17 protein-coding genes are annotated in these 23,001 nt (G+C 53.8%); 5 read left to right on the forward strand and 12 right to left on the reverse strand.

Annotation, left to right across the window (positions count from 1 at the left end; translation table 11 throughout):
- Window positions 1–22 precede the first annotated feature (22 nt).
- Window positions 23–487 (reverse strand): DinB family protein, encoded by a 465-nt coding sequence (locus CCY01nite_RS23105; RefSeq protein ID WP_146866750.1) that lies wholly within the window; start codon window positions 485–487, stop codon window positions 23–25.
- 101 nt (window positions 488–588) lie between these two features.
- On the opposite strand from CCY01nite_RS23105, the gene CCY01nite_RS23110 reads away from it, so the two are divergent.
- The 4 genes from CCY01nite_RS23110 to CCY01nite_RS23125 all read left to right on the forward strand — a co-directional run bounded on the left by CCY01nite_RS23110 (window position 589) and on the right by CCY01nite_RS23125 (window position 6,234).
- Window positions 589–2,226, forward strand: a complete 1,638-nt coding sequence (locus CCY01nite_RS23110) for an acyl-CoA carboxylase subunit beta (RefSeq protein WP_146866752.1) — start codon at window positions 589–591, stop codon at window positions 2,224–2,226.
- A gap of 116 nt (window positions 2,227–2,342) precedes the next feature.
- Window positions 2,343–2,807 carry a ribonuclease HI gene (rnhA, locus tag CCY01nite_RS23115; protein WP_146866754.1) on the forward strand — a complete coding sequence of 155 codons (465 nt, stop codon included), beginning with the start codon at window positions 2,343–2,345 and terminating at the stop codon, window positions 2,805–2,807.
- Window positions 2,808–2,907: 100 nt separating this feature from the next.
- The gene (locus tag CCY01nite_RS23120; protein ID WP_186831221.1) at window positions 2,908–4,059 is read left to right on the forward strand and encodes an HlyD family secretion protein; all 1,152 of its coding nucleotides are present in this window, start codon (window positions 2,908–2,910) and stop codon (window positions 4,057–4,059) included.
- A gap of 3 nt (window positions 4,060–4,062) precedes the next feature.
- The gene (locus CCY01nite_RS23125; protein WP_146866758.1) at window positions 4,063–6,234 is read left to right on the forward strand and encodes a peptidase domain-containing ABC transporter; all 2,172 of its coding nucleotides are present in this window, start codon (window positions 4,063–4,065) and stop codon (window positions 6,232–6,234) included.
- A 13-nt stretch (window positions 6,235–6,247) separates the two neighbouring features.
- Here CCY01nite_RS23125 and CCY01nite_RS23130 read toward each other — a convergent pair whose 3' ends face one another.
- The 9 genes from CCY01nite_RS23130 to CCY01nite_RS23170 form a co-directional block, all read right to left on the reverse strand.
- Window positions 6,248–6,676 carry an META domain-containing protein gene (locus CCY01nite_RS23130; protein ID WP_146866760.1) on the reverse strand — a complete coding sequence of 143 codons (429 nt, stop codon included), beginning with the start codon at window positions 6,674–6,676 and terminating at the stop codon, window positions 6,248–6,250.
- Window positions 6,677–6,716: 40 nt separating this feature from the next.
- The gene (locus CCY01nite_RS23135) at window positions 6,717–7,835 is read right to left on the reverse strand and encodes a tetratricopeptide repeat protein (RefSeq protein ID WP_146866762.1); all 1,119 of its coding nucleotides are present in this window, start codon (window positions 7,833–7,835) and stop codon (window positions 6,717–6,719) included.
- A gap of 68 nt (window positions 7,836–7,903) precedes the next feature.
- The gene (gene smpB / locus CCY01nite_RS23140; protein WP_146866764.1) at window positions 7,904–8,344 is read right to left on the reverse strand and encodes an SsrA-binding protein SmpB; all 441 of its coding nucleotides are present in this window, start codon (window positions 8,342–8,344) and stop codon (window positions 7,904–7,906) included.
- Window positions 8,345–8,399: 55 nt separating this feature from the next.
- On the reverse strand, window positions 8,400–9,245 hold the full coding sequence (accD, locus tag CCY01nite_RS23145; RefSeq protein ID WP_146866766.1) for an acetyl-CoA carboxylase, carboxyltransferase subunit beta: 846 nt from the start codon (window positions 9,243–9,245) through the stop codon (window positions 8,400–8,402).
- A gap of 56 nt (window positions 9,246–9,301) precedes the next feature.
- Window positions 9,302–10,972 carry a glycoside hydrolase family 32 protein gene (locus CCY01nite_RS23150; RefSeq protein ID WP_146866768.1) on the reverse strand — a complete coding sequence of 557 codons (1,671 nt, stop codon included), beginning with the start codon at window positions 10,970–10,972 and terminating at the stop codon, window positions 9,302–9,304.
- A 30-nt stretch (window positions 10,973–11,002) separates the two neighbouring features.
- Window positions 11,003–12,721: a RagB/SusD family nutrient uptake outer membrane protein gene (locus tag CCY01nite_RS23155; RefSeq protein WP_146866770.1), complete on the reverse strand. Its 1,719-nt coding sequence runs from the start codon at window positions 12,719–12,721 to the stop codon at window positions 11,003–11,005.
- A gap of 36 nt (window positions 12,722–12,757) precedes the next feature.
- Window positions 12,758–15,835, reverse strand: a complete 3,078-nt coding sequence (locus CCY01nite_RS23160) for a SusC/RagA family TonB-linked outer membrane protein (protein WP_146866772.1) — start codon at window positions 15,833–15,835, stop codon at window positions 12,758–12,760.
- A 12-nt stretch (window positions 15,836–15,847) separates the two neighbouring features.
- Entirely contained in the window at window positions 15,848–16,759 is a 912-nt protein-coding gene (locus CCY01nite_RS23165; protein WP_246130022.1) for a carbohydrate kinase family protein, read from the reverse strand.
- Window positions 16,760–16,771: 12 nt separating this feature from the next.
- Window positions 16,772–18,100, reverse strand: a complete 1,329-nt coding sequence (locus CCY01nite_RS23170; RefSeq protein ID WP_146866774.1) for a sugar porter family MFS transporter — start codon at window positions 18,098–18,100, stop codon at window positions 16,772–16,774.
- Between the two features lie 324 nt (window positions 18,101–18,424).
- Between CCY01nite_RS23170 and CCY01nite_RS23175 the strand changes: the two genes are divergently transcribed.
- On the forward strand, window positions 18,425–21,154 hold the full coding sequence (locus CCY01nite_RS23175) for a substrate-binding domain-containing protein (protein ID WP_246130023.1): 2,730 nt from the start codon (window positions 18,425–18,427) through the stop codon (window positions 21,152–21,154).
- A gap of 73 nt (window positions 21,155–21,227) precedes the next feature.
- On the opposite strand, the gene fbaA is transcribed toward CCY01nite_RS23175, so the two are convergent.
- Both fbaA and CCY01nite_RS23185 read right to left on the reverse strand, forming a co-directional pair.
- On the reverse strand, window positions 21,228–22,295 hold the full coding sequence (fbaA, locus tag CCY01nite_RS23180; protein WP_146866777.1) for a class II fructose-bisphosphate aldolase: 1,068 nt from the start codon (window positions 22,293–22,295) through the stop codon (window positions 21,228–21,230).
- Window positions 22,296–22,533: 238 nt separating this feature from the next.
- Window positions 22,534–22,980 carry a QcrA and Rieske domain-containing protein gene (locus CCY01nite_RS23185; protein ID WP_146866779.1) on the reverse strand — a complete coding sequence of 149 codons (447 nt, stop codon included), beginning with the start codon at window positions 22,978–22,980 and terminating at the stop codon, window positions 22,534–22,536.
- Between the last annotated feature and the right edge of the window lie 21 nt (window positions 22,981–23,001).

A 23,001-nucleotide genomic window follows, 5' to 3' on the forward strand; every position in this document is an offset into this window, starting at 1 on the left:
GCCGCTTTTCAGTGGCGCTGTTCTATTGTACGACATATTTGCGCAGCAGCACGATCTGTCCGAGGTGATAAGCAATATGCTGCAATACGCCAACGATATAATAGTAAGCATTGTGCTGCGTTTCCGGTACCGGGGTGAACAGCTTTTCTTCCGGAAAATTACGGATTGTTTCCACCATTTGCGTAATAGAATGTTCCAGCCGGTGCAGCGTGGCCTGCCAGTTGTTTTCACCGTGGTTCTCCGGCAGGTAAAAATCCGGCAGATCGCCTTCCTGCTCCGGCTTTTCGCCTTTCAGCTTCCGGGTAACGTTCTGATGCCAGTAGATCAGGTGGTTCACCAGCTCCCAGATGCAGTGCGATTCCCCGATCCGCCGCGTGGCCTGCTCCGCGTCCGTTTCCTGCAAATGCTCCAGTAACGTCACATCCAGCCAGGGCTGACCATGATAAATGTGCTGTAATGATTCGGATAATACAATGAGTGTAGACATAAAGAAAAGGTTTTATGATACGGCTATTGCTTTATCATCCTTTTACAATTAGCAGGCCATTCCCTCATTTTCCCTTATTTTTAGCCAAATAAATACCGTTTATGGAGCAACAGCAACTGGAATTTAACAAAAATGAGGATATCATGCGCAGGTTGGTCAGCACCATGAAACAAAAGCTGGCGGTGATAGCACAGGGTGGAGGTAAAAAAAGTATTGAAAAGCTCCGCCAGCGCGGTAAACTAACACCCCGGGAGCGGATCGGCTACCTGGTGGATAAAAACACGGAATTCCTGGAGATCGGCGCTTTTGCCGCATATGAAATGTACGGGGAGCATGGCGGCTGTCCCGCCGCGGGAACCGTAGCCGGACTTGGTTATGTAAGCGGCCGGCAATGCGTGATCGTTGCCAACGACATGACCGTGAAAGCCGGCGCCTGGTTCCCGATGACGGGCAAGAAAAACCTGCGCCTGCAGGAGATCGCCATGGAAAACCGCCTGCCCATTATTTACCTGGTAGACAGCGCGGGCGTTTACCTGCCGATGCAGGACGAGATATTCCCGGATAAGGAGCATTTCGGCCGTATTTTTCGCAACAATGCCCGCATGAGCGCAATGGGCATCACGCAGATCGCCGCCGTGATGGGAAGCTGTGTGGCGGGCGGGGCGTACCTGCCCATCATGAGCGATGAAGTGCTGATGGTGGAAGGCAACGGCTCCATCTTTCTCGCCGGGCCTTATCTTGTGAAAGCGGCTATCGGGGAGGAGGTGGACGCGGAAACCCTTGGCGGCGCCGTGACGCATACAGAGATCTCCGGCATTGCCGATTATAAATTTAAAAATGATAAAGAGTGCCTGGACAGGATCAAACAGATCGTATCCCGGATCGGGCATAATACCACCGCGGGTTTTGATCACATCACACCAGTAGCGCCGCTGAAATCACCTGAAGGGCTATACGGCGTTGTGCCGGCGGACAGCACGCGGTCATACGATGTACGGGAGATCATTGAAAGGCTGGTGGATGGTTCTGTGTTTGATGAATACAAGGAAGATTACGGTAAAACGATATTGTGCGGTTACGCCCGTATCGAAGGCTGGGCCGTGGGCATCGTGGCGAACCAGCGGAAGATGGTGAAGAACCGCAAAGGTGAAATGCAGATGGGCGGCGTGATCTATAATGACAGTGCTGACAAGGCGGCCCGCTTCATCATGAATTGCAACCAGAAAAAAATACCGCTGCTTTTCCTGCAGGATGTAACAGGCTTCATGGTGGGCAGCAGGAGCGAGCACGCCGGCATCATCAAGGACGGTGCAAAACTGGTGAATGCCGTAGCCAATTCCATCGTGCCGAAGATCACCGTTATCATCGGAAATTCCTACGGCGCGGGCAACTACGCCATGTGCGGGAAAGCCTATGATCCGCGCTTTATTTTCGCCTGGCCGAATGCCAAGATCGCGGTGATGGGCGGCGAACAGGCCGCGAAAACCCTGCTTCAGATCCAGGTGGCCTCGCTGAAAGCAAAAGGAGAAGTCATTTCTCCCGAAACAGAAACAAAGCTGCTGAAAGATATCACCGACAAGTACAACGCGCAGACAACACCTTACTACGCCGCCGCGCGGCTGTGGGTGGACGAGATCATTGATCCGGCGCAGACCCGCCAGGTGGTGGCGGAATGCCTCAGGGCGGCCAACCAGGCGCCGGTGGAGGAGAGTTTTAAAACCGGGGTTTTCCAGGTCTGATGTTCGGGGTGTTCTTCATGTGGCAACCTGCAAGGCACAGGCATCTTGCAGGACTGAAATTTTACTTTGTGCTTCGGGATTCTCCCTTATTTTTGCAGCCTTAAAACAGAAAGGCATTGACGAACCAGCAACTGATCATTTATACGGATGGCGCGGCCCGCGGGAACCCCGGCAGGGGAGGATATGGCGTAGTACTGATATGGGGAAAGGTCCGCAAGGAATTATCACAGGGATACCGTATGACCACCAACAACCGCATGGAACTGCTGGCAGTGATCGTGGCGCTGGAAGCGCTTACAAAAGAAGGGCTTTCCATCACCATTTATACAGACAGCCAGTATGTGGTCAACTCCGTTGAGAAAGGCTGGCTGTGGAACTGGATCAAGATCGGCTTCAAGGATAAAAAGAACCGCGACCTATGGGAACGCTTCATTCCCCTCTATAAAAAACAACGCATCAAATTCCAGTGGGTGAAAGGCCATGCCACCAACCCCGAAAACAACCGTTGCGACGAACTGGCTACGGCCGCGGCGGACGGCGGCTCCCTGCTGATTGATGAAGGATATGAAAGAGGCGAGTAATATCAGAAAAAATCGTAACTTGCTTTATCGTCTTTAAGCAACAATTTTTTAACCCGTTTGAACCGTCGAGGCAATATTTTTCATGGAGAAAAATTTGCCCATGCCTCAATTATTTCCTGTAGAGGTCATCGAACACTCTGCGTTTACCTGGTTGCCCCGTGTAAAGGTCAGAACACAGGTGATTTACGCTACCGTACTTTTGGCAGTGCTGCTCAGCCTGCTTGCGTTACCTTTTATTAAAGTAGATGTTTCCGTTAAGTCCGCCGGCATCGTCAGGCCCATTACGGAAAAGAATGAACTGCGCAGCCTTGTGGCCGGTACCATTGAAGAGGTGCTGGTGCATGAAGGACAGTATGTAAACAAAGGTCAGCTGCTCCTGCGCCTGCAGGAAGACATCAGCAACAGCAAGCTGATGCAGACTTCTTTTGAGCTGAAGCAGCGGGATGCCTATATCAGCGATCTTGCCCGCCTCGCGGCAGGCGGCGGTGGCAACGGGCTGCAGTCCGCTTTATACCAGCAGCAATACAGCCGCTTTGTATCGTCGTTGAACGAGCAGCATGCCACCATGCGCAAGCTGCAAAGCGACCTGGAAATGTATGAGAAGCTGCATGCGGACAAAGTGATCGCGGAGAAAGAGCTGCGGGACAAACAGTATGAATACGACAAAAGCGTGGCGGCCTACAGGCTGGCCATACAGCAGCAGCGCAGCGCCTGGCAGGAAGAGCTGAGCCGGTATAAAATGGAAAGCAACCGCCTGCAGGCAGATGCCGCACAGCTGGAAAAGCAAAAAGAATGGAACCTGATCAAAGCCCCTGTGAGCGGTACCTTGCAGGAATTCAACGGGAAATATGCCGGTGGTTTCGTGCAGGTAGGCGAACTGATGGGCATTATCTCGCCCGATTCCAACCTGGTAGCCGAGTGCCTTGTTTCACCGAAAGATATTGGTTATCTGCGTGCAGGCATGCCCGTTAAATTCCAGGTAGATGCTTTTAATTATAATGAATGGGGCGTGGTAGACGGCACGGTGGAAAGTGTGGACAATGATTTCACGCTGGTGGACAACCAGCCCGTGTTCAAGGTGCGCTGCCTGTTTGATAATACCGAAGTACACACCGCCGGCGGCATCAAAGGAAAACTCAAAAAAGGTATGACCCTGCAGGCGCGTTTTATACTCACGAAACGCAGCCTCTTTCAATTGTTATATGATAGAACAGACGACTGGATCAATCCCAACACCTCCGGTAAAAAATAGCCCATGTCCGCTAACATCAGATTAAAGAAAAACGCCCGCGTCCGCCAGCGGGATATCAGCGATTGCGGCGCCGCCTGCCTCGCATCTGTGGCCGCCTTTTACAACCTGCAGCTCCCCGTTGCCCGTATCCGCCAGATGGCGGCAACCGACAGCAAGGGAACGAACGTGCTGGGCGTGATCGAAGCCGCCGGCAAGATCGGCTTCCAGGCCAAAGGCGTGAAAGGCCCGTTCGACGCGCTTTTTAACATTCCCAAGCCTGCTATCGCCCATGTGGTGATCCAGGAAAAGCTGCATCACTTCGTGGTGATATACCGCGTTACCAAAACGCATATCACCGTGATGGACCCCGCCGACGGCCTGTTCCATAAAATGACTCATGCGCAGTTCACCGCCATCTGGACCAATGTGCTGATCCTGCTCATGCCCGATGAAAGCTTCCAGGCCGGGAATGAGAAGGTTTCGCATCTGCAGCGCTTCTGGTTCCTGCTGCGGCCGCACCGTACCGTGGTGCTGCAAGCCCTGTTCGGCGCCTGCATATACACCGTGCTCGGCCTTTCCACTTCCATCTACGTACAGAAGATCGTGGACAATGTGCTCGTGGAAGGCAACGGCAACCTGCTCAACCTGCTCGGCGTTATCATGCTGCTCATACTGGTGCTGCAATTTTTCATCGGGCAGTGGAAGAGCATTTTCGCGCTGAAAACCGGGCAGCAGATCGATGCGCGGCTGATCCTGGGCTACTACAAGCATTTGCTGCGGCTGCCGCAGCAGTTCTTCGATACCATGCGGGTGGGCGAGATCACTTCCCGTATAGGCGATGCCGTTAAAATTCGTGTATTCATTAATGATGTAGCGATCGGACTGGTGGTGAATGTGTTCATTGTGCTGTTTTCTTTTGCGCTGATGTTCACTTACTACTGGAAGCTGGCGCTGATCGTGCTGGCGATATTGCCGGTGTACGGCATCGTATACCGGATCAGCAACCAGATCAACCGCAGGATGCAGCGCAGGCTGATGGAGGATAATGCCGAACTGGGCAGCCAGCTGGTGGAATCGCTGAATGCGGCGGCCACCATCAAGCGTTTCGGGCTGGAGGAATATGCGAACATGAAAACGGAAAGCCGCTTCGTGCGTTTGCTGAAAACGATCTTTTCTTCCTCCGTCAGCAACCTGTACATCGGGAATATCAGCAGTTTTGTGACGAGCGCTTTCGTGGTAGTACTGTTGTGGGCCGGATCGTATTTTGTGATGGACAGGCAGCTGAGCCCCGGGGAGCTGTTGAGCTTTTACGCTTTGATCGGCTATTTCACCGGTCCCGCTATGAGCCTCATCGGCGCGAACAGAAGCCTGCAGGACGCCCTCATCGCGGCGGACCGCCTCTTCGAGATCATGGACCTGGCGCAGGAAGAAACCGGCAATAAAGTAAAGCTGGCCGCCGGGCAGGCGGGAGATATCGTGTTTCAAAATGTTTCTTTCCGCTATGGCACCCGCGTGGAAGTGTTCCGGCATTTTAACCTGCACGTCCGCAAAGGCAAGATCACCGCGATAGTGGGAGAGAGCGGCTCCGGCAAATCCACGCTCATGGCTCTGCTGCAGAACATTTATCCCCTGCAGGAAGGCAGCATCACCATTGGTAATATGGATATCCGTTATATCGAACATGAAAGCCTGCGGAGGCAGGTGAGCGTGGTGCCGCAACAGATCGATCTTTTCGCCGGCACCGTACTGGAAAATATTGCAGTGGGCGAGTTTGAGCCGGACATGCAAAAGGTGCTGCAAATATCGGCACAGCTGGGCATCCTTCATTTTATCGAAAAACTGCCCGAAGGCTTTAATACCATGCTGGGGGAACATGGTGTGAACCTCTCCGGCGGCCAGCGCCAGCGGCTCGCCATCGCGCGGGCGCTCTACCGTGATCCCGACATCCTCATCCTCGACGAAGCTACTTCCTCCCTCGATTCCGTTTCCGACCAGTACGTGCAGGAAGTGATGCAGGAGCTGCGGAACAAGGGGAAAACCATTCTTGTGATCGCGCACCGCCTCAGCACAGTGATCAATGCGGACAAGATCGTGGTATTGCAGGAAGGCGTGATGGCGGAGGAAGGCACACACAGCCAGCTGCTGCAGAACAATGCGCTCTATTCAAAGCTGTGGCATCATCATCAGGCGATCTGATAAAGTAAAATCCCTATTTCGCAACGAATTTCGCTAGCGGCGTATTGTCCTGGCTCAACACCAGGAACCCTTCCGTTACGCTCCAGGTATTTACTTTCGCGATGATCTCATGGAATTTGCTTTCCAGGCTCATATCCGGACAGGCCATTTTAGTGGCGGCCATGGGTGAGAAGGTCAGTTTGTTGGGGGCTTCCAGTGTATATTTGCCGGTCATGGAATTACAGCCCGCGGAACCGAACACGCGCTGGTCCGCTGCTTCAAAAGTGAGTTGCGCGGGGCGGTTCAGTTTGGTGGTATCCACCGCCTGCCCATCCAGCTCTATCAGCCGCCACGTTTTAAAAAGATCTGCATCGTTGTTCGCGGACGATTTCTGGGAAGATGCGCAACCGATGAACAGCATTCCGGCTATAAGCGCCATGAATGCGGGAATGGATTTTTTCATGTGAGCGTTTTCAGGTTATAACAATAAAGGCGGAAAAAGGTTAATACTGGTTGTAAAAGCTTTGCAGCTCGCCGGCCAGCCTGTCGTAGATCGGTCTTGTCAGTTCGAGGAACAGGTCTTGCGGCGGTGGTGGCGGAATGTCGCGGCCGCCCATCAGCTTTTTATCCTCGTCGCTCAGCGCCCTTTCATCACCGCGGTAGGTACCGAACTGGTTCTGCCAGGTAAAGCTGCCGGGCACCCTGTTCTGGCGCAGCACGCGGTTATTGCCCACGTCGGTGATGCGGTAATCCAGCACGCCGCTGGACGCTACGGTCTTTCTCGTAATGAAAAGCGTTGCTTTTACGGTGATGTAAACAACGCTGTCCTTTTTATTGCCAGGCACGGCTATCTTTTTGGAAACTTCCCGCTGCGAGCGGTCTACGTACGTTTGTCCCACTACAAAATCATAAAAGCGCATTTCCATATACTGGTCCGGCCTGAAATCGCGGTCGCCGCGCACATACCGTTCATCGTAGAATTTTACGAAGCTGTTGATCCGGCGCTGTTCGAGGTTACGGACGAGCGCATCCCTGAACTGGTCCGCGGAGAACTGGAAGTAGGGGGAGCGCACGTCAATCTCACTTACTACCACGTTCACCAGTCCCATCTGGAAAGCCTGTTCGCGCAGTTGCTCCGCATCTTTATAATTCGGTGCGAGGCGAAGGGCGGCATTGAACTCTTCGTATGCCTGGCGGGCGCTGTATTTGTCGCCTTCATCCAGCAGCTGAATACCGCGCGCATAGCGGGCTTCGGCGGCATTTTCCTGCGCGCCGGTGATGGCGGTAGAATAATCCTTCGGTTTTACTACGCTGTTGGCGGCGGGGGATGACCGGATGGCGTTGTAGAGTGCCTGCATGGCGCGGTATTCCGTGCGCACGGCTTCCCATTTCAGGTCGTTATTGGATGCGAGCGCCTGCTTCGCCCGGCTTTCATGGTAATCCATGGCGGCTTCGTAGGCTTTGGGCAATAGTTGCAGGGATGTGGCGTCCTGTGGCCTGCGCTGCAGTTTCTTGACGAACGCTTCCACAGCATCGCCGTAGCGGCCCTGGTTGTACAGTTTCTCGCCGGACTTGCAGGAAAACAGGACCACGGCCAGGAGGATAGGTAAGTAGCGGAACATAAACCTTTAATTGATTGCGAATATAGATAATATATTCAAATACCGGGGTATATCGGGACGGGGTGCGCTCAGACTTTAAAATTCCTCCGCAGTTCGCGGTCTACTTCCCGCTGTTTGATGGAATCGCGTTTGTCGTGCAGCTTTTTACCTTTGCCCACGCCGATCTCCATTTTAGCCAGCCCTTTCTCGGTAATGAATATACGAAGCGGAACGATCGTATAGCCTCTTTCCTGGATCTTTTTTTCGAGTTTCTTCAGCTCTTTCTTTTGGAGGAGGAGCTTGCGCTCGCGGATGGGGTCGTGGTTGGCGTAGGTGCCGTAAGTGTATTCAGCGATGTGGAGGCTTTTTACGTACAGCTCTCCCTTTGAGAAGTAGCAAAAGCTGTCGGCAAAGCTCACCTTGCTCTGGCGGATGGATTTGATCTCGGTGCCGGTCAATACGAGGCCGGCGATAAATTTATCTTCTATCGCAAATTCAAAGTATGCCGATCTGTTCTTTAGTTCTGCCATGGTGCCGGAAATTCTTTCCGGTGCCGTTTGCCGTCACCGGAAAGAATGGTCTATATCATTTCTCAAAAAGCTCCAGCAGGGTGCTGAGCCTGTTCTTCAATTCCTTTCGGTCCACGATGAAGTCCAGGAACCCGTGTTCCAGGAGGAATTCTGCACTTTGGAAGCCTTCGGGGAGATCTTTTTTAATTGTTTCCTTGATCACGCGGGGGCCGGCGAAGCCGATGAGGGCGCCGGGCTCTGCGGTATTGATGTCGCCAAGCATGGCGTAGGATGCGGTTACGCCGCCGGTGGTCGGGTCGGTCATCAATGAAATATAGGGGAGGCGCGCCGCCGCCAGCTGCGTCAGCTTCGCGGAGGTCTTTGCCATCTGCATCAGCGAGAAGGCGCTTTCCATCATGCGCGCACCGCCGGATTTGGAGATGATCAGCAGCCCTACTTTATGGGCAATGCAATGATCAATGCTGCGCGCGATCTTTTCACCCACTACGGAACCCATGGAGCCGCCGATGAAGTTAAAGTCCATACAGGCCACCACCAGCCCTTTCCCGTTCACTTCACCTGCTCCCACGCGCATCGCGTCTGTAAGACCGGACTTTTTCTGGGCTTCCTGCAGCCTGGCGCCGTAGGGCTTCAGGTCATTGAATCCAAGCAGGTCTTTCGGGTAGATATTGGTGAACAGCTCTTCGAAAACATTGTCGTCAAAAATGATCTCGAAGTACTCGGGTGAATTAATGCGGTTGTGAAAGTTACATTTGTCGCATACGTACAAATTCGCTTTCAGGTCTTTCATTGTGGTCGTTTTCTTGCAATTCGGGCATTTGTGCCATAAACCGTCCGGTGCTTCTTTCTTCTCACTGGTAGTGGTCTGAATACCCTGTTTAATTCGCTTAAACCAGCTCATACTAGTATTTGATTAAAGAATAATGGTGCAAGATACGATAAATTAAAATTAAGCGCTTACCAGATACTTTTCAATCCATAAACCGTTGTTTTGCCCAGTTTCGCCGTACCGCCTTTCACAGACAGGCCCAAAGAACGTTTAGTCGTGTCAATGTTCACATTTACCGGCATAAAAAGCAGCCCGTCCGCCGTAAACACTTCCACCCCGATGCGGTCAGCATAAATGATCAGTGATAATTTGCCGTTCACCAGCGGCGCGGGGGCGTTGACGCCGTCTATCTGCAACTGTTGTTTTGCTACATCATATACTACCGGCAGGCCGTTGATATCCAGCGTTACCTGGCTGGCTTTGCCCGGCTCAATCGTAGTGCGGATTTCCAGCAGTTCCTCCTGGATGTCCGCGAACGGGTTGCTGCCGCCTTCTTTCAGGCTGCGGGCTTTGACCGTATAGGTCTTTTCGCGCAGCACTTCCAGTTCCTTTACGGGAGTACGGGTCAGCCGGAGCCCTTCCGCGGTAGGCACCAGCTTGAGTTCCATGGGAATGCTTTGGGACTGGTTGAAGCTGTTGCCGCCCTTGTCCGTATGCGTACGCCACCAGCCGATCTCTATGCGCCGTCCCTGCGGCTGGTCGGAGAAGGTCTGGGCGGCGTAGAAGTCGCGGCCACGCTGGCCTTGCAGCCTTTCTGCTTCGGGTGTAAAAGTAATTCCGTCGAACGTGCCGATGGCGTATTCGCTGTTGGCGGCGGTCAGCACCCATTTCTTTTCTCCCGGCCGGCCTTCCACGGGCAGCTCGAAAAATTCAGGGCATTCGAACAGGTAGCGGTCGTCGCCTCTACCGCCCATTGTGATGCTGGTCTTCGTCCAGTGCTTCAGGTCGGGGGAGTTGAGGAACTGCATGCTGTTCTGGCCGTTTTCTCTTTCCACCCAGAGCACCATCACCCATTTTTTGGTGGGCGCATGCCAGATCACTTTGGGATCGCGGTTGTCTTTATTGATGCGGTGCACCACGGTGCGGTCCATTTTGGAAAACGTTCTGCCGTCGGTGCTCCAGGCAAGTCCTTGTCCCCATGAACGGGCGCCGGTAAAGAACATCACCATCGGCGGTTTGCCGGCCTGTCCGAAGCCGCTGGTGTTATTACTGTCCACCACCGCGCCGCCGCTGAACATGGGGCCGAATTTATCCGGGTAGAGGGCTTCACCCAGCTCTGTCCAGTGCACGAGGTCTTTGCTGACAGCATGCCCCCAGTGCATATTTCCCCATTTCACACCATAAGGATTATGCTGGAAAAAAAGGTGATATTCCCCGTTGTAGTACACCATGCCGTTCGGATCGTTTGTCCATCCCCGTTTGGGAGAGAAATGGAACTGGCCGCGGAGCTTTTCCTTGTAAAGCACGCCTTCGTTCTTGTCCTCATCGCTTTGACGGATAGGGTTAAAGGCTTTGGAAGCCGCATCCAGCTTGTCTACCCGCAATTCAATATCCATCCCTTTCCAGTCGCTGATATCGAGATAAGCGTACCAGTCGGGTTCCCCGTCCGCCAGTTCAATATCAAACCAGCGTTCATTTTCGCCGTCTATCCATAACTCCACGTTCTTTTTCGGCGCGCCGTTCTTCACGGGCAGCGCCAGCCACTTTTGCGAAGCTTTGAAAGTTTTGCTGAATTGTTGCGCGCTGGCAGTTTGCGCGAGCACACAAAGGCATAATATTCCAGTCCAGATGATCTTCATGACATGCAATTTAATAGTTACAAATTGTTATTACCACCCATAATTTTGTTTGTAGAGCCCGCGGCTGTAGTTGATCTGGTTAAGGGGGACGGGCAGGTATTCATCCCTGTTTTCCTGGAACGCGGCATCGCTGAGGTGTGCGGACCGGGCTTTCTCTACCGTAAAGTAGTGGTTGATATAATCCGCGGCAATTCCCCATCGAACCAGGTCAAAGAAATGATAACCTTCGGTCGCAAATTCCAGCCGGCGCTCCCAGCGCAGGGCCTGCCGGGCGAAGGGCTGCGTCCACGTGCAGTTTACACCAGGCTGGTAGGTAGCCACGTGGTAGTTGGACGAAGCGGTGCCGTCCTGCTTCTTCAGCCGCGCGGTGCTGCCTGCCGAACGGGTGCGCAGCTCGTTGATAAGCGGGAGGGCTTCGTTCTGCCGTCCCAGTTCTATCAGTGCTTCAGCTTTGAAGAGCATTACATCACTGAACCGGATGATGTCCCAGTTCTTGGAGCTGGACATGAAAGGCGGGATCTTCTGAAACGAAGGATCATCCGGCGCCACGGCTTCTTTCAGGCTGGCGAATGCATCATACACTTCGGGGGCGCGCGCCCAGGAGCGCTGGAAAACAAACAACGGATCGTATTTGTACGGTTTGCCGGGAATGGCCACGGTATGATCGAGGCGCGGATCGAAGGTGCCGGTCTGGTAATCGCCGGATTCGGCAACGTCCACATCATTGTAATGATCGAACATCGGCAGGCCGCTGGCGTCCGTTTTAAATGCGTTGATCAGATCGTGACTCGGTACGTGGAACCCGCAGCACCCGAACTCCTGGTTCATCGGGTAGTTCAGCGCATGGCCGTAATCGAGGCGTCCTTTGGGCGTACCGTCGTCTTTCGAAAACTGTATGGCGAATACGGATTCGCGGCTGTTCTCGGTTTGTGCGCGGAAGTTATCGCCATAATCATCATTGAGCACATATTTCTGCGCACCGATGATCTCGTCGCACAGCTTGTTCACTTCATTGAGCCTGTCCGTATTGATGTTGATCACTTCGTTCTTTTCATTCTGCTCATACGCCTGGTAGAGCAATGTTTTGGCGAGATAAGCCTTGGCGGACACCTGGTTGGCGCGGCCCACCTCGGCCTGGTTGGGCGGCAGCTGTGCCACGGCGGCGCGGAAGTCGTCCGCTATCTTCGTCCACAGCGCGTCGTTGGAAAAAGCCCGGTTGGAGATGGTGTCGTACGCTGTTCTTTCGGCGTTCTCATCGATGTAAGGCATGTATTTGAACAGCACTTTCAGCAGGAAATAAAAGTGCCCGCGCAGGAAGCGCAGCTCGCCCTGCCTGATCTCCTTGTCGGGATATACGCCCGCATCGATGGCATTGAGGCGCCGCAATGCGTCGTTCACCCGGCCGATGCCCACATACAGGCGGAACCACAGTTCATCGGTGAGGCCATTGTCCACCCGGTTCAGCGAAAATGTTTCCAGCAGGTGAAATTCGCTGATATCTCCGGGGCCGTCGCCGCCTTTGTAGGCATCGCCGCCGCGGATGCTGCCGTAGGCCCAGAGGCTGGTGTAAGGAGAAGTGTAGTGGTCGTTGCCGAGCGCGGAATAGGCGGCGATCACCATTTTATCTACGTTCTCGGGCGTATTGAGATCATCGTCCGATACAACGCCCTGCGGCGTCTGGTCCAGCACATCTTTACAGGAAGATGTGAGGAGGAAGGCGGAGAGGATGAGCAAGAAGATGTTTTTCATTTTCATATGTTTTGATGGCGCGGACGCCATTGTTGATCAGAGAGAAACATTAAAACCTGCGGTGACGATCACGGGAATGGGGAAGGACTGGCCCGGCGCTTCGGGGTCCGCGGCCGTGAACCCTTTGTTCTTGAACGTCAGCAGGTTGCTGGCCTGGAGGAACACGCGCGCGTTCTGGATGCTGGTATTCCGCAGTGCCTGGCGCAGATTATAGCCGAGCTGGATGTTACGCAGCTTCAGGTAGGAGCCGTCCTCGTAGAAATAGGTGGAGGCGCGGCCTTCGTTGTTCCGGTTTACGAGCGTCAGCGCGGGGATGGTGGACGTTGGGTTGGAAGGGGTCCAGGCGCTGAGGGTCCTTTCTCCCCAGTTGCTGCCCACCCAGAGCGATGAAAAATCCGTGAAGGTCTTGAATTCATTATACACCTGTATCCCCTGCACGCCTTGCAGGAAAAAGCTCAAATCGAAATTTTTGTAAGACAGCTCGAAGTTCAGCCCGTAAAGAAAATCAGGATTGCCGTCTGCGATATAATCGCGGTCTTTATCGTCGATGACGTTATCGCCGTTCAGATCGCGGTAACGGATTCTGCCAAGCCCTTTACCGGTTTGCGCGGGCGATTCGTCCAGCTCTTTCTGCGAAGTGAACAGGCCGTCCGCAATATATCCGAAAGAGGAGTTGATGGAGCGGCCGAGAATGGTTTTATCTGTGCCGTTGCCGGGATAGGAGGTCAGCACCTGCACCGGCAGATAGGTGACCTTGTTGCGGTAGGTGGAAAAGTTGCCGGTAACGGTGAAGCTCAGTTCCCGGGAAATGTTGCCGTTGTAGGACAGCAGCACTTCCAGCCCTTTGTTCTGCATGGATGCGCCGTTGAACCAGTAGTTGCCGCCTTCGCCCTGCACGGCGAGGTAACCGGGACTGATGAGAATGTCGGATGTTTTTTTGATGAAATAATCTACGGAGCCGGTCAGCTTGTTATCGAACAACCCGAAGTCCACACCGAAGTTGGATTCCATGGTGGTTTCCCATTTCAGGGAATCGTTGCCCTGCTGTATGCGCGTGAAGCCGGAGGGCAACTGACCGGAGCCGCTGCCGTTGATGTCGTACGCGCTGCCGCTGTCAAAGCCCCAGGTGGGGTCTACGCCGTAGATGGACGCATACAGCGCGTAGGTAGCGTTGTTGGCGATCTCCTGGTTGCCGGATTTACCCCATCCGTACCGGAATTTCAGATCGGAAATGATATCCTGGTCTTTCATAAAGGCTTCTTCGCTGACGCGCCATCCTACTGAGAATGCGGGGAACACGCCGTAGCGGTATTCTTTACCGAACCGTGAAGAACCGTCCCTGCGCAGCGTTACAGAGGCAAGGTAACGGTCCGCATACACGTAGTTCGCTTTGCCGAAGAAAGATAACAGCGCGTAGCCGCTGCCGCCGCCGCCATTGTCTTTGTTGGAAGAGCCGGCGTCGATGTAAGCGTAGTCGATGTTTTCCAGTGCATAGCCTTGCCGGCTCGCGAAGAAGGACTGGTTCATGTACTTGATCTGTTCATGCCCAGCGAGGAATTCAAAGCGGTGCTGACCGAGGTCCAGCTTGTAGTTCAGCGTATTCTGCCAGAGCCAGTTACCGTCGTATCCCTGGTTGGTGGAGGTCTGGTTGGATGGATCGGAGAGGAAACCGGAGACGTATGATTTGCGGAGCGTGCGCTGGTAGTTGCCGTTATAATCGATGCCCAGGCTCGTCCTGAAATGCAGGCCGGGGATGATGTCCAGGTCCGCATACACGTTGCCGAACACGCGGTAGAAGTGATTGAGGTTTTGTTTATTGTCCTCGATCAGGCGAACGGGGTTGTGGCGGTCGGTCATGCCGGGCGCGGGGCCGCCCCATCCGCCGTCTACCGTATGCACCGGCACAACGGGTTGCTGCACGAGTGATGTGAACAGTACGTCGCTGATGGGAATGAGCCTGTTGCGGATGTAGGAGAAGTTGAGGTTCTCACCGATCTTCAACCTGTTCTTGAAAAAGCTGTAGTCGGAATTGAGGCGGGCGGTGATCTTTTTGTTGTTGGATTCTTTTACCACGCCCTTGTTGTCATAATACCCGAGCGAAAACAATGCGCTGCCGCGTTCGCCGCCGGTGCTGACGGAAACATTGTATTGCTGGATAACGGAGGTCTGCGCAATTTCATCGTACCAGTAGGTGTTGGCGGGGCGCATGGTTTGGTCCGCATCAATGAAATCCGGGTAAACGATGTTGTTGAGCACCGGGTTGTCATAATCGCCATTCCAGTCGTATTGATAGATCTGGTTATTATTCGGATCGGTCCGGTCGTTCACAGCCGCCTGCCAGTAAGCCTTTCCGCGTCCGTCCGCGTCCAGCGTCTTTTGTTTGGTAGCGTAATACTGAAGCGAAGTAGACGCATCAAAATCCACCCGTGTAAAACCTTTGCGTGCTTTTTTAGTGGTCACGATGATGACGCCGTTCGCTGCGCGGGAGCCGTAGATAGTGGCGGAGGATGCGTCTTTCAATACCTGTATCGACTCAATATCATCCTGGTTCAGTTCCTGTAAACCTCTTTTGGTGGGAACGCCGTCGATCACATACAGGGGATCGTTATTGCCAAGCGTGCCAATGCCGCGGATGCGCACGGTGGCGCCGCCGGAGGGAGAGCCGTCGCTGGTGATGAGAACGCCGGGAACGCGGCCCTGCAAGGCTTTCACGGGATTGCCGAGCGGAATGTCCTTAATGGCTTCCACGTCTACCACGGAAACGGCGCCGGTGAGGTCTGCTTTCTTCTGCGCCTGGTAACCGGTGACCACCACTTCGTTCAGGTTACTGGCGTCTTTGTCCAGCGCCACCTGGATGTCTCCGCTGGCGGGGACTTTCACCATGGAGGGTTTCATGCCGATATAGGTAAATGTGAGGATCTCGCCGGCGGCAGCTGTTATGGAGAACCTGCCGGTGCTGTCGCTGATGACAGAATTATTGGTTGCCTGTACACTGACACCGGGAAGTGGCGTGCCGGTGCTTTTTTCCGTGACGGTGCCCGTCACTTTTCGCTGCTGGGCAAGACTGGTCAGTCCTGTGAGCAGGATGGCGATGATTGTCAGACAGTATTTCATAACTACGTGGTTTTAAATATGAGTTATCCTTTTCAGAGAATCTGCTTCTTTAATGTCATAGTCGGGGCATGCGCCTTTGTAGGTGGTAATGGTGGCCGCGAGGCGGTTGGCGAAGTCCAGCGTGTCCGCTGGGCCGGCGTTGTCCTGCATCATGGAGAGGGTGGCGGCGAGGAATGCGTCGCCGCTGCCTACGGTGTCCACCACCTTCATCTTATAACCCGGATGGTTATACGTTTTTCCGTTGATGTCCAGCATGGCGCCGTTCGCGCCCATGGTCAGCACGATCACCGGGATGCTGAACCGTTCGCGCAGGTGCGCCAGGCGGGCGGTGATGCTGACGGCGCCGGGATACCAGCCGGACACCAGTTCCAGTTCGTCGATGTTCAGCTTGAGGATGTCCGCCTTTTGCAGGAGCGATTCAATCAGCGGGCGGTCGTAATGCGGAGCGCGGAGGTTGATGTCCAGCACTTTGGTACGCGCTTTTTCCAGCAGCTGGAACAGCGTTTCACGGGAGGCGGGATGGCGGCAGGCGAGGCTGCCGAACACAAAGTAGTCCGCCTGCTCCACCATGGCGGCGGTGCGATCGTCGGCCGTGATGTGGTCCCATGCCGCGGGCGCCACGATCTCGTAGGTCATGTCGCCATTTGCATGCTGCTGTGCATTGACGATGCCGGTAGGCACGGTATCGTCCTGCTGGATGTAATCCGTGCAAACGCCTTTGTTTTGCAGGATGTCCAGCAGCTTGCGGCCTCTTTCATCTTTCCCGGTACGGCTGATCATGGCCGGGTTGCGGTTCAGCTTGTGGAGGTGATAGGCCACGTTCATGGGGGCTCCGCCCGGCTGGGGGCCGGATGGCAGCAGGTCCCAGAGCACTTCGCCAAAACAGGCGATACTGTGACGTGGAATAGACGGTGGAATTTTCATGTTGTCGAACATTTATGAATGCATGATGAGGCTACCCTCCAATTGTTCCAGTGATTTTCCTTTTGTTTCCGGCATGATCTTCCAGACGAATATCAATTGCAGTACCATCATGATGCAGAAGAATAAAAAGGTGTTCCCGCCGCCGAGGTTTTCCGTCAGCATGGGAAATACAAAAGCAATAACGGCCGCCATCACCCAGTGCGTCATACTGCCCAGCGTTTGCCCTTTTGCCCTTACCTGGTTGGGAAAGATCTCGGAGATGAACACCCATATCACGGCGCCTTGCGAGAAAGCGAAGAAGGCGATGTACACCAGCAGGAATACCGTTACGGCCAGGCCGGAAAAGTCGTTGAGATAAAATGCGCGGGACACCAGGCCCAGTGTGGCGATCAGCCCCACCGACCCGATCAGCATCAGCGTACGCCTGCCAAAACGGTCAATGAAATTGAGGGCCAGCAAGGTGAAAATGAAATTCACCAGCCCGATGCCTACACTGGATAATAAAGCGGACTGCTTGCCCAGTCCCGTCATTTCAAATATCCGCGGCGCGTAATAAATGATGGCATTGATCCCCGATACCTGGTTGAACACCGCAAAAGCGATGGCGAGGAACACCGGGAAGCGGTTTTTCCGGGAGAACAGCGTTTCACCGGCCGTGGCGAAACTGTTTTGCATATCTTTCCGGATCATCTCCATTTCCTTTTCAAATCCTTGCGGATTGATCACCCGGAATGTTTTTTCCGCCTGCTGAAAATCGCCTTTGCGGATCATCAGCCAGCGGGGGCTTTCCGGCACAAACCGCAGCATGACCAGGAAAAGGAGGGAAGGAAAGGTCTGCACGCCCAGCATCCAGCGCCAGGAAGATTCGCCGCCCTGCCCGATCAGGTAGTTGGACAAATAAGAGATCAGTATGCCGAATACGATATTGAACTGGAAAAGCGCTACCAGCTTACCCCTGGAAGCCGCGGGCGATATTTCGGAAATATATACCGGCGCCGTTACGGAAGAAGCGCCCACGCCAATGCCGCCCAGGAACCGGAAAACAAGGAAAACATACCAGTTGGTGGCCAGCGCGGTGCCAAGGGATGAAAACAGGTATAACACCGCGATCAATATCAATGTATTCTTTCTGCCAAGCCTTTCCGATGGAATGCTGCCGAGCATGGAACCGAGGATCGTGCCGATGAGGGCGATGGACACGGTGAGCCCGTGCTCGAAACCATCCAGGCTCCAGTATTTTTGAATAGACTGCTCTGCACCGGAAATCACTGCCGTATCAAAGCCAAAAAGAAAACCGCCAAGGGCTACCGTAATACTCCAGAAGAAAACTTTGTTTTTCATATATCGTGTGGAATTTCATCCAACTTACAAGTGTTCCCGCCGTCAGGCGTGAATACCCGTTTCAATCAGTTATAAAATCGTATCATTTTGAAATTTTTTCAATAGGATGTTTTTAAATCGATTAAACAGGTTGAATATTTTTAATTCGATTTGATTTTTAGATTTGGTGCAGGATATTTTCAATTCCGGATCATTTTTGAGGGCTTTCGTATGCGATTCCTGTCCGCAGTTGAAAGAAAAATTCTACATTGGAATATGAATTCCACCGTATTGAACCGGTTACCGCCGCAGCTTCCGGCGCCCGTACCGCCAAAATTTCCGGCGATGTGGAAGAGGACATCTTTATGCCGGCTGCTCCTGCTGCTAATTGTAATGGCTGGTTGCAGGCAATCGCCGGAGCCGCGCCATTTCAGGATCGGTTTTTCGCAGTGCGGTGATGCCGATCACTGGCGAAAGTCCATGCTGGCTGAAATGCAACGGGAGCTTTCCTTCCATCCCGGTATAGAGCTGATCTACAAGCAGGCGGACGACAACAGCCAGTTGCAGGTGAAGCAGGTGCAGGAGCTGATGGCGGAGGGCATCGACCTGCTGATCATTTCCCCGAATGAGGCCCGGCCGCTGACGCCGGTGGTGGAGGAAGCATATAATAGTGGCATACCAGTGATCGTAGTGGACCGGAAGATCGCTTCCACCAGCTATACCAATTACATCGGCGCGGATAATTATGAGCTTGGCAGGATCGCCGGTGAATATGTGGCCGCTTTGCTGAAGGGAAAAGGGAATGTGATAGAAGTGGTGGGACTGCCCGCATCTTCTCCCGCCATCGAACGGAAGCGCGGGTTCCAGGACGGGATCAGCCGGTATCCGGGGATTCATGTGCTGCAACAGGTGCATGGCGACTGGGTAAAACAGAAATCGGAATCGGCGCTGGACAGCATCCGCAACATCCTGCCGCAGGCAGACCTGGTATTTGCCCATAATGACGTGATGGCGCTGGGCGCCCGTAATGCCGCTATCAAGGCCGGTGCGCGTTCCATGAAGATCATCGGCGTGGATGCGCTGCCCGGCAAAGGGGCGGGGCTGGAAATGGTGTCCGGCAAAGTGCTCACCGCGTCCCTGTTATATCCTACCGGCGGCACCGAAGCTATCCGGAACGCCATCAGCATACTCAACAAAACAGCGCTGCCGAAGGAAACTTTTCTGCAAACACTGGTGGTGGATTCCACGAATGTGAGAATGATGCAGCTGCAAACCGACAAGATCCTCAACCAGCAGAAAGACATCGAGCTGCAGCAGGGCATGATCGCGGAGCAGCTGCGCGTGTACAAAAGCCAGCGCACCATGTTGTACGTGCTCGGCATCACGCTGGGCGCGGCGGTGATCTTCGCGGGGCTGCTCTGGTATTCGCGCAACCTTAACAAGCAGATCAACCGCAAGCTGGCTTTGCAGAACGAAGAGATCAGCCGTCAAAGCAAGCAGCTGATGGAAATGAGCGCCGCCGCGGCGCAGGCCAACGAAGCCCGCATCACCTTTTTTACCAACATCTCCCACGAGATCAGAACGCCACTGACGCTTATTCTTGGTCCGCTTGACGAAATACTGCAACATGCGCGCCTGCAGGGCGGCGACCGGCAGCAGCTGTCGCTTGTCAGAAAAAATGCGGGGCGCCTGCTGCATCTTGTCAATCAGCTGATGGATTTCCGCAAGCTGGAATTTTCCAAAATGCAGGTGCGCGCATCAGAAAACGACCTGGTGCTTTTCTGCCATGAGATCGTGGAGATTTTCCAGCAGATCGCGCGCAAGCGGGGGATCGACTGCCGGCTGGTGACTACGGAAAGAACCTTGCCGGTGTGGATGGATACCGGGATGATGGACAAGGTGTTGTTCAACCTGATGTCCAACGCCTTCAAATTCACGCCTGACCAGGGCGCGGTGCTCATCAAGCTGGAAAAGCGCGGGGAAGAAGCGGTGATCCAGGTGCAGGATACGGGCATCGGCATGTCTCCCGAAGTGATGCAGCATGCTTTTGATATTTTTTACCAGGGCGATGTGGACAATCATAAAGGCTCCGGGCTGGGGCTGGCGCTCTGCAAAGAGCTGGTGCAGCTGCATCACGGTACTATCTCGGCAAACAGCGGCAAGAACCGGGGCACCATTTTCACGGTTTTGCTGCCATTGGGCAACCGGCATTTTGAGCCGGCGGAGCTGAGCGAATCTTCCACGAAAGAAGAGCCGCAGTTTTATATGGCGGACCTTTTGCCGGTGGAGAACGGGCCGGAAGAAACGGGCGTGCATGATAAAAGGTCTGTTGTGCTGCTGGTGGAAGACAACCCGGAACTGCGGAGCTTCATCCGGCACCGGCTGGCGGACGACTACGAGGTGCTGGAAGCTGAAAACGGCCAGCAGGGCTTGCAGATGGCTTTCGAATACCTGCCGGACGGGATCATTTGTGATGTGATGATGCCGGTGAAAGACGGGCATGCGCTGCTGAAGGAGATCAAGGCGGATGTGCGTACGGCCCACATTCCCGTGGTGCTGCTAACGGCGCGGGTGACGCCGGACCAGCAGATAGAGGGGCTGCAGAACAAAGCGGACGCCTACATCGTAAAACCTTTCGATTTCAAAATATTGCAACATACGCTCACCAGCCTGCTGGCCAACCGCAGCCACCTGAAGGAACATTTCACGGCGGACATCCCCGCCGGGCTGAGAGGCACGGCGTCCCGCAGAACGGACCTCCGCTTTGTTTCGGAGTTCACGTCCATCGTGGAAAGCAATATCGGGAACGAAGAATTTTCAATCGAGGATATTTATAAACAGATGAATATCTCCAAAGTGCAGCTTTACCGGAAAGTGAAAACGCTGATGGGCACTAACGTGAACGAATATATTCTGAATACCCGTTTGCAGAAGGCGCGCTATTTCCTGCAGCATGAAGATTTTTCGGTGGCGGAAGTGGCGTATAAGACGGGGTTTTCGTCGCCGGCTTATTTTTCCACGGTGTTCAAGAGCAAGCTGGGGGTATCGCCTACTACGTTCAAAGGGAAAAGATAGGGCGTTACGTCAATGCATAAGAAAGGCCGGCCTGTTGCCAGACCAGCCTGTTGCTATCTAAAGATATCTGATATTATGCGTTACGGTTAATGCAATTCAGGTCGGTGAATGCTTCCGTGAGGCGGGATACAAAGGTTTCTTCGCCTTTGCGGAGCCATACGCGCGGATCGTAGTATTTTTTGTTCGGCTTGTTCTCGCCTTCGGGGTTGCCGAGCTGTGCCTGCAGGTACCCTTCATTTTTCTTGTAGTAATTCAGTACGCCTTCCCAGAAAGCCCATTGCATGTCGGTATCAATGTTCATTTTAATAACGCCGTAGCCGAGGGTTTCGTTGATCTGGTTCTTGGGAGAGCCGGAACCGCCGTGGAATACGTAGTATACGGGTTTTTTAGCGGTGCCGAATTTCTTTTCGATGAAGTCCTGGCTGTTTTTCAGGATCTCGGGGCGCAGCTCCACGTTACCGGGGCTGTATACGCCGTGCACGTTGCCGAAAGCGGCGGCTACCGTGAAGCGGGGGCCTACCTGGGAAAGCTGCTCATAAGCATAGGCAACGTCTTCCGGCTGCGTGTACAGCAGGGAGTTTTCCACGCCGGAATTGTCCACACCGTCTTCTTCACCGCCGGTTACGCCCAGCTCTATCTCAATGCTCATGCCCATCTTGTTCATTCTTTCGAAATATTTTTTGGATATTTCGATGTTCTCGTGGATGGGTTCTTCGGAAAGGTCGAGCATGTGGGAGCTGTAGAGGGGCTGGCCTTTTTCTTTGAGGAAGGTTTCACCCGCGTCCAGCAGTCCGTCGATCCAGGGCAACCATTTTTTGGCGGCATGGTCGGTGTGCAGCACTACGGGCACGCCATAATATTTAGCTACTTCATGTACGTGTTTTGCTCCGGATATGCCACCGGAGATGTTCGCCTGGAGCTTATCATTGGGCATTCCTTTACCGGCGAAGAATTGGGCGCCGCCGTTGGAGAACTGGATGATCACCGGGGAGTTGACCTTCGCGGCTGTTTCCAGCACGGCATTCACGGAGTCTGTGCCTACTACGTTCACCGCAGGCATCGCAAATTCATTTTCTTTGGCATCTTTATAGAGCGCTTCCAGCTCTTCACCGAATAATACGCCGGCTTTGTACTTTCCCATAAATGATATGTTTCGTTTGATTTTAAGGAAAGCAAATATAGGGATTTCAAATTTTGCATTTTTGCAAGATTTTGCGGCGAGGGGGGCTTTTTTTTAGGAGAATGCCAATAAAAGGCTTTGCAAACGGTTGAAATTGCTAAAAAAAGGGGGTGTTTTTTGGTTATTGTTTAAGGTGGATGGGAGGGATAGGTTTTGAAGCTGACCGGAAAGGAGCCTTCCGGTCAGCCTGGTATGCATACTATTTCACTGTCAATGTAGTGCCGCTGATCTCCACCGTGTATTTCGCCAGGGCCGTTGTAGCCGGGCCGTTGCTCACCGAGCCGTCCGCATTGAAACGGCTGCCATGCCCGCAGGAGCTGCCGCATTCGATCTTGCCACCGCTGTAGCCGGACAAGGTGCAGCCTTGATGTGTACAGGTACTGGTGACCGCCGAGAAAGAAGCCGGTACATTGCCCGCGGCGATCCTTATCAGCACTACGCCGCCGCTGATGAGATAATCGCCTACGTTCTGCACCTGTGAATTAAGGTTCACGGTCAGCCTTGTTCCGGGATTCGGGTTGGGATTCGGATTTGGATTTGGATCTGGTTCAGGGGAATCTCCGCCTTTGCTGCAGGCAGCGATACCGCCCGCACAGGCAATAGCAAGGGTCATGCCCATGGTGGACAAAAAATCTCTTCTTTCCATAAATTGAGTGGTTTGTTTTCG

The sequence above is a fragment of the Chitinophaga cymbidii genome (assembly GCF_007992715.1).
GTDB classification, from domain to species: Bacteria; Bacteroidota; Bacteroidia; order Chitinophagales; family Chitinophagaceae; genus Chitinophaga; species Chitinophaga cymbidii.